We start from the raw sequence: 926 nt of genomic DNA on the forward strand, positions 1-926 counted from the left end.
ACAGAGTTTTCAGGATAACAAAGTGTGTCATCAATATTATCAATTATAAACTTATCATTGAATCCATCTTCGTTAGGGGTGAAAGCATTGTGTACTTTTATAGTTCCACAACCTAAGACAAAACTTTGATCAATTTTTAGATTGATAACATAGCTTATTGGACAAGTTTCTGTTTCAATATTATATTGGAAAACATAATCTCCAGAAGCTACATTATTAGGATCTAAGTAACTTCCGCTAAGGGCACCAGAATTGTTAACATCAACCCAAGTTCCGTTTGTAGGAGCATCTTGAGGTAAATAAGTAGTTAAGTCTACAGGAGTACCATTTACACTATTAATAAAATCTGGAACTGTAATTGTTATCACGTTTGTAACAATATTTACATTTACAGTTTGAATATAATCAGCTTCATTGTTACAAGCATCTTTAACATTCCATTTTCTAACTATTGAATAAGAAGTTGAAGAATTGTTAATGATATTTTCAGAGTATACAACTGTAGGCGCAACTTCAGAGCAGCCATCTACAAAAGTAAGTTCAGGTACTCCAGGTACTGCATCACATGTAGTGTTAATAACTGTTTCAAATTCAGTTGTTGGTACAGGAGGAGTATTGTCTTCTACATTTATTGTTTGTGATGCTTTTGTCACATTACCACCAGCATCAGTTGCTGTCCATGTTCTAGTTATTGAATAAGTGCCTGCACAAGAACCATTCGTTCTAACATCTTCAGATATTAAACTTATAACTGTACAGTTATCAGTTGCAGTAGGAGTTGTAAATACTGGTGAATTTGGACAATAAATTGTTGATATTGCTGGTAATTCAGATATTACTGGTTTTTGATTATCTACCACTGTTACAATTTGTGTACAAGTTGCTGTGTTGTCAGCATTATCCGTTACAGTCCAGGTTACAGTTGT

Annotated in this window: 1 protein-coding gene; it reads right to left on the reverse strand. The window is 33.4% G+C overall.

What is annotated here, in order from left to right; all coding sequences use genetic code 11:
- On the reverse strand, positions 1 to 926 hold a 926-nt coding region (locus AC4FRF_RS17540), incomplete at both ends, for an HYR-like domain-containing protein (protein WP_491161596.1).

This window comes from Flavobacterium sp. ST-158, assembly GCF_058309975.1.